Source organism: Streptomyces sp. NPDC058371 (assembly GCF_042723265.1).
Lineage (GTDB): Bacteria > Actinomycetota > Actinomycetes > Streptomycetales > Streptomycetaceae > Streptomyces.
In genome coordinates, this window is record NZ_JBHXJC010000010.1 from 1 (window position 1) to 9930 (window position 9930).

Here is a 9930-nt window from a genome sequence, read left to right on the forward strand (position 1 = left end):
GAGCGCCCCCAGAAGACAGCACAGCCGGTAGGGCGACGGGCGGATGTACCGGCACGGACCCGACCCACCCACCGCCGGACGGCGAACCACCCACCCACCGCCACAAGGCGAACCGGCCCCGCCACCGACACAAGGCGAACCGGCCCCGCACAAGGCGCCCCCGCCGGTAGGGGCACCCAAGTCGGTAGGGGCGCCCCCGCCAGAGAACGGCAGACGTCACACGTGCGGCCGGTGCCCCCTCTCCTGGCGGGGAAACGCCTGCCGCGCCCCCGGCAGAACCGGCTTCGGCAGCGTCGCGACCTCCTCCTTCGCCCGCTCCAGCTGCTCCGCCGTGTCATCGGGCAGCCGCGGCGCACGAGGCCGCCCGTGGGAGAACCGGAACGCCGACGTCAGATCACCGAACGTCTCCCGCCGCCACCCGCTGATGTTCGGCTCATCGACCCCCGTGAACCGCTCCAGGAACTGCAGCGCCGACGTGTGGTCGAACGCCTCGGAGGACACCCAACCGCCCACCGTCCACGGGGAGATGATGATTGCCGGCACCCGGAAGCCACCCCCGATCGGCAGCCCCTGCACGAACTCGTCCACCGTCCCGGCCGGCGGCGTCGGCGGCGCCACATGGTCGAAGAGCCCGTCGTTCTCGTCGTAGTTCAGGATGAACGCCGTCTTCGCCCACACCTTGGGGTTGGCCGCGATCGCCTCGATCTTCGAGGCGACGAAGTCCGCGCCGGCCGCCGGCAGATAGTCGGGATGCTCGGACTGGTAACTCGTCGGCATGATCCACGACACCGCCGGCAGCCGGTCGTTGCGGGCGTCGTCCTCGAACGTCCCCTCGGGCTGCGCCCGCACCCCCCGCTCGTACAGGTCGGACCCCGGCACCGCACCGCGGAACGCGGCGAACTGCTCCAGCATGTTGCAGCCGTAGTCGTCGTCCTGCTGGTACACCTTCCAGCTGACCCCGGCCGCCTGCAACCGCTCCGCGTAGGTCGTCCAGCGGTACGGAGTCGGCGCCCGGTTCGCGAGGACCGGCCCGCCCCGCGTGCCGCCGGGGTCGATCGTCCCGGTCATCCAGTACAGCCGGTTGGGCCAGGTCGGCCCGAACACCGAGCAGAAGTAGTTGTCGCAGATGGTGAACGTCTCGGCGAGGGCGAACTGGAAGGGTATGTCCTCGCGGGTGTAGTACCCCATGACGTACGGCCCGTTCACCCCGTCCGCCTTGCGGTGCGCCGGCAGCCACTGATCCATTCTGCCGCCGTTCCAGGCCTCGTGCTGCACCGCCCAGGCGTGGCTCGTGGACGGTATCGCCTGCGCACTGGAGGTGTGCGTGTCGAGGTGGAACGGGAGCAGATAGCCGGTGGGGTTCTGGGAGTCGGGCTGGTAGAAGACCGACCGCCCGCTGCCGAGCTTCAGGGCGTGCGGGTCACCGAAGCCGCGTACGCCGGACAGGGTGCCGAAGTAGTGGTCGAAGGACCGGTTCTCCTGCATCAGCAGGACGACGTGCTCGATGTCGCGGAGGGAACCGTGCCGCGGCGGTCCGGCCGCGACGGCCTTCTGCACGCTGGGCGGCAGAAGGGAGAGCGCCGCGGCACCGCCCAGTGCGCCGGCGGCCGATCCCAGGAGTCTGCGACGAGTCAACTCGGCCATGAATGCCCCTTCTTGAGACTTCGTGAGCTCTCCGGAGTGACGTGCGGGCCGCGTACGGAACGGGCCCGACGGATCACTCTCCTTGGGGCACGCGGGAGTTGGCAGAGGCGGGCGGTGAACATGCGGACAACGCGAGGGAAGGGCTTGGCCAAGCCGTGACCGGCGTTGCCGTGCCGTTGCCCGGCCGTTGCCGGCGCTTGGCCGCCGGCCGGCCGGCCCATGAACCACCGGCACCGGGCGCGACCCTGGACGCCGGCCCCGCGGCAGTCGTACGCTCGACTCGATATCTCTGACTGAGTCAACTATCCAGGGCGGCGGAGCGCTCCGAAGCGACTGGGCCGCCCCGAGTGAGCCGCAGCGCCAGGAGCCGTCCGAACCCGCAGCGCGAGGTACCCCATGACCGTGCAGGACATCCGCTCGTTCAACCGCTTCTACACGAACGTCATCGGCGCGCTGGACTACGGCCGCCACCTCTACGCCCCGTACACGCTCACGGAGTCCCGCGTGCTGTACGAGCTCGCGCACGCGCCGCGGACGGACGCCGCGGATCTGCGGGCCGAACTCTCGCTGGACGCCGGCTACTTGAGCCGTATCCTCGCCAAGTTCGAGCGGGACGGCCTGCTCGAGCGGGCCCGGTCCACGCGCGACCCGCGCCGCCGCAGCGTCACGCTCACCGCGCGCGGGCGGGAGGCCGCCGACCTGCTGGACGAGCGCTCGCGGGAATCGGTCGGCTCGCTGCTGGCCACCGTCCCGGCGCACGACCGCCCCCGTCTCGCGGAGGCGATGCGCACCATCCGCACGATCCTGGCGGACCGCCGCGCCCCGCGCCGCGAGGACGTCGTGCTGCGCGAGCCGGGCCCGGGCGACCTGGGCTGGATCGTGCAGCGCAACGCCGCGGTGTACGCCGCGGAGCACGGCTGGAACGCGGACTACGAAGGCCTGGTGGCCCGGATCGTCGCGGACTTCGCGGAGGACCACGACCCGCATCTGGAGCGGGTGTGGATCGCGGAGGCCGACGGCGCGGCGGTGGGGTGCGTGATGTGCGTACGGGACGAGGCACCCGGCGCGGCCCGGCTGCGCCTCCTCCTGGTCGACCCGTCGGCGCGGGGGCTGGGCGTCGGCGACCGGCTGGTGCGCGCGTGCGTCGACTTCGCCCGCGGGGTCGGCTACCGGGAGCTGGTCCTGTGGACGAACGACGTACTGAGCGCGGCCCGCCACATCTACCAGCGGCAGGGGTTCGTCCTGGTGGCCGAGAAGCCCCACCGGTCCTTCGGGGTGGATCTGATCGGCCAGGACTGGCGTCTGGATCTGCACGGCACCGCGCAGTGACGGTCATGGACCGGCGCCGGGCGGGTAGGGTCCGGCCATGCTGTGCTGTCCCGCGGAGCCCGGTGCCCGGGGGCACTGTGTCCGAGGGGCCGCAGTCCCCCCATGCCGCCGTGCGGCGGGCCGGTCCTGCGGCCGGACTGCCGCCGGCTCCCCGCCGGGCCACCGCGCCCGGCACTCCGTAGCGAGGTGCGATTCGTGAAACTGGCCTTTTCCACCCTCGGCGTTCCCGGCCTCCCGATCTCTGACGTCCTGCAGCTCGCCTCGGCGCACGGCTACCACGGTGTGGAGCTGCGCGCGCACCCGGAGGAACCGGTGCACCCGGGGATCGGGCTCACGGAACGGGCCGAGGTGGCGGCCCTGTTCAAGGAGTCCGGCATCGAGATCCTCGGGCTCGCCGGATACGCGCGCGTCGCGGCGCCGGGCGACGACGACGCCGTACTCGCGGAGATCCGCGACCTCCTGGAACTGGCGCGCGACCTGGGGGCACCCTTCGTCCGCGTCTTCCCCGGCGGGGATCCCGGGCAGAGCCGGGAGGAGGCGGACGCGACGGCGGCGCGCCGGCTCGGCACGGCCGCGGAGATCGCGGCCGGACTCGGCGTCCGCATCCTGCTGGAGACCCACGACTCCCACCGCACCGGCGCCGACGCGATCCGCGTGCTCGGCCCGGTCGGCCATCGCCAGGTGGGTGCCCTCTGGGACATCATGCACACCTGGCTGGGCGGCGAGCAGCCGTCCGCCACGTTCGCCGCGCTGTCCCCGCACCTCGGCTACGTCCAGGTCAAGGACATCGCGTCCGCCGAGGACACGACACCCCTCCCGCTGGGCGCGGGCGTCCTCCCGCTCACCGAATGCGTCGAGCTCCTCTCCCGCGAGGGCTGGGACGGCTGGCTGTGCTGGGAGTACGAGAAGCGCTGGTACGAGGCGGCACCCCCGCTGGAGGGGCTGCTCACCCCGGGCCACGACCACCTCGCCCGACTCCTGAACGACTCGGCGTAGCCCGGCCGCCCCGAACCCCGTAGCCGCGCCGGATTCGCGAACGACTCGGCGCCGCCCGCCCGGCGCCGGAACCTACGCGGGCGCCGTCCGGTCCCCCGTCGAGTGGGCGGGCCGGGCGGTCCGGCGCTCCAGGGCCGCGGACACCCGCGCTTCGAGGCGGGTCCGGCAGTCGGGCCACTCGTCCGCCGTGACGGAGAAGATCGCGGAGTCGCGCAGCCGGCCGTGCTCGCCCGGGGCCCAGGAGCGGGACCAGTTGCGCAGGACGCCTTCGCAGCGGGCGCCCAGGGCTTCGATCGCGGCGCGGGAGCGGGCGTTGCGGGCGTCCGTCTTCAGGTCGACGCGGGCCACGCCCCACTTCTCGAACGCATGGCGGAGCAGCAGCAGTTTGGACTCGGCGTTGAGCCCGGTGCCCTGGGCCGAGCGCGCGAGCCAGGTGAAGCCGATCTCGATCGCGGACAGTTCGTCCTCCCCGAGCCACGACCGGGGCTCCCAGTAGGCCGTGACCCCGACGGCCCGCCCCGAGGCCCGCTCCACCTGTGCGTACGGGGCGAGTTGGCCGGTCGCGGCCCGGGCGAGCTGTGCGTCGATGTACGCACCGACCTCGGCGGCCCGGGGCACCCAGGTGAAGCCGTACGATCCGCGGTCCTCCTCCGCCGCCACCGCCAGGTCGGCCGCATGGCGGCCCTCCAGCGGCTCCAGGCGCACCAGCGCACCGTCGAGAACCGGCCCCTCAAGCTTGAACCCCACTGTGCTGCGCCCCTTCGTCGCGGAGGGAGTCGGCCTCCCGGGGCGCCATTGTCGAAGACGCGCTTCGCCGTGTCATCCGAATTCGGGCGAGGCGGGAGCCCTCGGGCAGCGACGTCAGCGCCACCCCGCCCACCAGCAGTGCGGCCGCGGCCCAGCGCAGCGGGCTGATCGACTCGCCGAGGAACAGCGCTGCGGAGGACATGCCGAAGACCGGGACCAGCAGGGAGAAGGGCGCCACCGTGGACGCGGGGTGGTGGCGCAGCAGCCGGCCCCAGGCGCCGAAGCCGAAGACCGTGGTGATCCAGGCGACGTAGACGATGACGCCGGCCCCCTGCCAGTCCAGCGAGTGCAGCGCCGCCAGATCCCGGTCGGGGCCCTCGGTCAGCAGGGACAGGAGCAGCAGCGGGAGTACGGGCACGGTGCTGACCCACACCATGAAGTTCAGCGCGTCCGGCGGGGACGCCTTGCGGGTGAGGACGTTGGACAGGCCCCAGCAGGCCGCCGCCGCGATGACCAGGGCGAAGGCGCCGAGCGGGCCGCCCGTGCCCTCGTCCACGGCCGCCAGGCCGACCCCGCACAGCGCCACCGCCATGCCCCGGACGCGTACCCGGGAGGGGCGTTCGCCCAGCGCGGCGAAGGCGAACAGGGCCGTGAAGACCGCCTGGATCTGCAGGACCAGCGAGGACAGACCGGCGGGCATCCCCGCGTCCATCCCGATGAAGAGCAGGCCGAACTTCGCGACGCCGAGGACCAGCCCCACCGCGACGATCCACTTCCAGGCCACCTTGGGGCGGCCGACGAAGAAGACCGCGGGCAGGGCGGCGACCAGGAAGCGCAGGGCGGAGAAGAGCAGGGGCGGGAAGTGGGCCAGGCCGATCTCGATGACGGTGAAGTTGACGCCCCAGACGGCGGCGACGACAACGGCGAGGGTGAGGTGTGCGGGTCGCATGCGATCGAGCATCCGGGACCGGAACGTGTAGCACCAGCGCGGATTACTGCATGGATGGATGTAGGGCTGCTTACGTATGGTGGGGTGACCGTCTGCTCCGGAGGCTCCCGTGCTCGATCTGCAGCGTCTGCGCGCCCTGCACGCCGTATCCGTCCACGGCACGGTCGGGGCGGCGGCCGCCGCGCTCGGCTACACACCGTCCGCCGTGTCCCAGCAGATCGCCAAGCTGGAGCGGGAGACCAGGACCGTCCTGCTGGAACGCCGGGGGCGTGGGGTCCGGCTCACCGAGCAGGCCGAGCAACTTGCCGCCACGGCACAGCAGTTGCTCGCCCTCGTCGAGCGGGCCGAGACCGAGCTGGAGGAGCGCCGCGGGCTGCCCGCGGGGCGGCTGACCGTGGCCGCGTTCGCCTCGGCGGCGCGCGGGCTGATGCCCGGAGTCCTCGCCGACCTGGCGCGACGTCACCCCCTGCTGGACACCCGGCTCACCGAGGTCGACCCACATCTCTCCGTCGACCTGGTCGCCAGGGGAGCGGTCGACGTGGCGGTCGCGCACGACTGGGACATCGCGCGGTTGCCGGCTCCGCCCGGGGTCGAACAGGCCGTCATCGGGGACGATTTGTGCGATCTGCTGGTGCCGGCGGGGCATCCCTTCGCCGGCCGGGCCGCCGTGCGGCGGACCGACCTCAAGGGCGAGCGGTGGATCTGCCAGCCGCCGGGTCGGGTCTGTCACGACTGGCTGGTGCGGACGCTGCGGGCGGCGGGCTGCGAGCCGGACATCGTCCACCAGGCCGACGAGAACCCCACGCTGGTCGCGCTGGTCGGGGCGGGGCTCGGTATCGCGCTGATCCCCCGGCTGGGGCGCGGGCCGCTGCCCGCGGGGGTGGTGCGGGTGGCTCTCGACCCGGTGCCGGTACGGCGGTTGTACGCGCTGTGGCGTACCGGCGCCGCGCGGCGGCCCGCGATCGCGGAAACGGTCAGGACCCTTCAGGACCACTGGGCCGGGGTCTCGGCCGACGGGGCGGACTGAGCCAGGGGCACCCGCCCGGCGGATCTCACCAACGCCCGGGACGGCGTGGCGCGGCGCGCGGGCTTCGCTCACCCGAAACGGTGCGGAGCGGGCCGGCGAACCGGTGTCCACCGAGGGTCGCCGCCGCGCACGCCCACCCCGCGCGTCTCCCCCGTCACCCCCGTACCGACTTGCGGTCCGTCTGCCGGTCGGGGGAACCCGGACCCCCGCCGCTTCGTCCAAGCGGCGAGCTGCCGGAAGAGTCACCGCCGTGCGGTGTCGGCCTCGCTGCTGGCTGCGATCGCTGACCTACCCTCTCCGCCGCCTGCGGCCGGCAGCAGACCGTCACCGGCGCGCCCCCCTCCAACAGCGCCGGTGACGGCCCCTCCCCGGGTTACTGTGCACACCCTTGACTGGAAGAAACTTCCCGGATATTCGTGACTCCTCGGAAGTTTCCTTCATGAGGGAAGGAGCGCACGTGCGCGACTCCGGCACGGGAAGCACCGCAAGACCGTCCAGACGCACCGTCCTCACCGCCACGGCGGGTGTCACCGCCGCGCTCGCCGCGGGCCCAGGGGCGTACGCCGCCACCGGCAGGGTCTCCGACCCGCACGACGACAGGAAGCTGCGCGGCCTCATCTCCCGTATGACGCTGGAGGAAAAGGTCGGCCAGCTCTTCGTGATGCGGGTGTACGGCCACTCGGCCACCGCGCCCGACCAAGCGGACATCGACGCCAACCTCAAGGAGATCGGCGTCAGAACGGCCGCCGAACTGGTCGCCAAGTACCGCGTCGGCGGCATCATCTACTTCGCCTGGGCGCACAACACCCGCGATCCGCACCAGATCGCGGCGCTGTCGAACGGCATCCAGCAGGCCTCCCTCGACCAGCCCCGCGGCCTGCCCGTCCTGATCTCCACCGACCAGGAGCACGGGATAGTGGCACGCGTGGGCAAGCCCGCGACGCTCTTCCCGGGCGCGATGGCGCTCGGCGCGGGCGGCTCCCGGGAGGACGCCCGCACGGCCGGCCGCATCGGCGGCGCCGAACTGCACGCGCTCGGCATCCGCCAGGACTACGCGCCGGACGCCGACGTGAACGTCAACCCGGCCAACCCGGTCATCGGCGTACGGTCCTTCGGCGCCGACCCGGACGCGGTCGCCGGAATGGTCGCGGCGCAGGTGAAGGGGTACCAGGAGGCGGGCGTCGCGGCCACGTCCAAGCACTTCCCGGGGCACGGAGACACCGCCGTCGACAGCCACTTCGGCTTCCCGGTCATCGAGCACAGCCGCGAGTTGTGGACGAGGCTGGACGCCGCGCCGTTCCGGGCGGCCATCCGCGCCGGCATCGACTCGATCATGACCGCGCACATCATGGTCCCGGCGCTCGACCCGTCCGGCGACCCGGCCACGCTCTCGTCCCCGATCCTCACCGGCATCCTGCGCGGCGAGCTCGGCTACGACGGGGTCGTGGTGACCGACTCGCTCGGCATGGAGGGCGTCCGCACGAAGTACGGCGACGACCGTGTCCCCGTACTCGCCCTGAAGGCAGGTGTCGACCAGCTCCTCAACCCGCCCTCGATCGACACCGCCTGGAACGCGGTCCTCCGGGCCGTGCGCGGCGGCGAGCTGACCGAGGCGCGCCTCGACGAGTCGATCCTGCGCGTCCTGCGCCTCAAGTCGAAGCTGGGCCTGCTCAAGGACCCGTACGTCACCGACCGGGGCGTCGACCGCACGGTGGGCATCGCCTCGCACCTCAAGGCGGCCGACCGGATCGCGGACCGCACGACCACGCTGCTGGTCAACCGGGCGGCCTTGCTGCCGCTGTCCCGGCGTACCCAGAAGAACGTGCTGGTCGTGGGCGCCGATCCGGCCTCGCCCTCAGGCTCCGACGGACCGCCGACCACGGTGCTGGCAGGCGCCCTCACCGGGCTCGGCTTCACGGCCACCGCCCTGTCCACCGGTACGGCGCCTTCGCAGGCGACCATCGACAAGGCGGTCGCGGCCGCCGAGGGCAAGGACGCGGTGGTGGTGGGCACGTACAACGTGTCGGCGACCAGCACCCAGAAGACCCTGGTCAGCCGGCTGATCGCGACCGGCGTCCCGGTGATCGCGGTCGCCATCCGCAACCCGTACGACGTGGCCCAGCTCCCGTCCGTCGGCGCGTACCTGGCGGCGTACTCCTGGACGGACGTCGAACTGCGCGCGGCGGCGCGGGTGATCGCCGGGACCGTCGCCCCGAAGGGGAAGCTGCCGGTGCCGGTGCAGCGGACGGACGACCCGGCGCAGGTGCTGTACCCGATCGGGTACGGGCTGTCGTACTAGCCCCTACGCAGCGCTCCCCGGGCACCGCCCCCAACTGGCGCAATGCACCCGGTACGCCTGACGTGGCCCGCTTCGGCGGGTCACGCTGGGCGGGGTGCATCGGGGGGTTGCCATGCGGGTCTTACGTGCTGTGCCGGCGCCACCTGCCGCGCAGGTCGTGCCTGTTCCGCGTGGCGTGCCGGCCCTGTGCGCGCTGTTCCTCTGCGCACTGGCCGTGGTGCTGCTCTGCGGATGCCAGTCGTCGGGCTCCGCGGGCTCTCCCGGCGCCGCGGGCGGCAGCCTGCCCGCCGAGGCGACCGCGTCACCACGGCCCACCGGGTACGGGGCGGTGTTCCTCGCGATCCGCGAGTGCAGTTCCTTCGGGACGACGAGTTTTACGGAGGTGCCCTGTACGAGTGAGCGGGCGGCGGCGCGCGTGGTCGCCCGCCACGAGGGCAACGTGGCGCAGGGCCCGGTGTGCCCGGCGACCACCGACTTCGTCCTCCACATCAGCGAGACGAAGCCGGCCGCCGACGAGGACGGCGACGGGGCGGTCCCGCAGGGCTACGCCTGTATGCGCAACCTCGAACCGCCACACCCCGGGGACCCCGGTGGCGGCGGCGGGCCGCGCACCATCGTCGGCGACTGCGTCTACGGCACGGGCAAGAGCCAGGTCAGGGAGACCGCGTGCGACGGCAAGGGCGTGAAACCCCCCGAGTTCAAGGTGACTTCGTCGGTCGGCGAGCGGTCGCAGTGCCCGTCCGTCACGGCGCTGTACGTCCAGCTGGGCGGAAGCCGCTCGGTGGGCTGCGCCCGGCCCGTGTGACCGGGTTCCGGGGTGACGGCCCTTCGGAAGACAGTCCTTCGGGAGACGGGCCGGGGGGGGGGGGGGGGGAGAGAGGTACCCCCCAAAGAACCGAAAGAAACCGGGAGATTCTGTCTGAGACAAAAACAAGGCAG

Annotated in this window: 8 protein-coding genes; 5 read left to right on the top strand and 3 right to left on the bottom strand. The window is 72.8% G+C overall.

Features of this window, described 5'->3' with window-relative positions:
- Positions 1–216 precede the first annotated feature (216 nt).
- On the bottom strand, positions 217–1644 hold the full coding sequence (locus ACFWM2_RS26220; protein WP_383284615.1) for an alkaline phosphatase family protein: 1428 nt from the start codon (positions 1642–1644) through the stop codon (positions 217–219).
- A 396-nt stretch (positions 1645–2040) separates the two neighbouring features.
- On the opposite strand from ACFWM2_RS26220, the gene ACFWM2_RS26225 reads away from it, so the two are divergent.
- Positions 2041–2973, top strand: a complete 933-nt coding sequence (locus ACFWM2_RS26225; RefSeq protein ID WP_383284618.1) for a GNAT family N-acetyltransferase — start codon at positions 2041–2043, stop codon at positions 2971–2973.
- A 195-nt stretch (positions 2974–3168) separates the two neighbouring features.
- A complete protein-coding gene (locus tag ACFWM2_RS26230; protein WP_383284621.1) occupies positions 3169–3969 on the top strand; it encodes a sugar phosphate isomerase/epimerase family protein in 801 nt (266 codons plus the stop codon).
- A 72-nt stretch (positions 3970–4041) separates the two neighbouring features.
- Here ACFWM2_RS26230 and ACFWM2_RS26235 read toward each other — a convergent pair whose 3' ends face one another.
- Together ACFWM2_RS26235 and ACFWM2_RS26240 are read right to left on the bottom strand one after the other, a co-directional pair.
- Positions 4042–4716: a GNAT family N-acetyltransferase gene (locus tag ACFWM2_RS26235; protein WP_383284623.1), complete on the bottom strand. Its 675-nt coding sequence runs from the start codon at positions 4714–4716 to the stop codon at positions 4042–4044.
- On the bottom strand, positions 4700–5665 hold the full coding sequence (locus ACFWM2_RS26240; RefSeq protein WP_383284626.1) for an EamA family transporter: 966 nt from the start codon (positions 5663–5665) through the stop codon (positions 4700–4702). Before ACFWM2_RS26240 ends, ACFWM2_RS26235 begins: the two co-directional genes overlap by 17 nt.
- 109 nt (positions 5666–5774) lie before the next feature.
- On the opposite strand from ACFWM2_RS26240, the gene ACFWM2_RS26245 reads away from it, so the two are divergent.
- From ACFWM2_RS26245 to ACFWM2_RS26255, 3 genes are all read left to right on the top strand, one after another.
- Positions 5775–6692 (top strand): LysR family transcriptional regulator, encoded by a 918-nt coding sequence (locus ACFWM2_RS26245; RefSeq protein ID WP_383284629.1) that lies wholly within the window; start codon positions 5775–5777, stop codon positions 6690–6692.
- Positions 6693–7131: 439 nt separating this feature from the next.
- Positions 7132–8991, top strand: coding sequence for a glycoside hydrolase family 3 protein (locus ACFWM2_RS26250; RefSeq protein WP_383284632.1), 1860 nt, complete (start codon positions 7132–7134; stop codon positions 8989–8991).
- A gap of 112 nt (positions 8992–9103) precedes the next feature.
- Complete coding sequence (locus tag ACFWM2_RS26255) at positions 9104–9796, top strand: hypothetical protein (RefSeq protein WP_383284635.1); 693 nt, start codon at positions 9104–9106, stop codon at positions 9794–9796.
- Positions 9797–9930 lie beyond the last annotated feature (134 nt).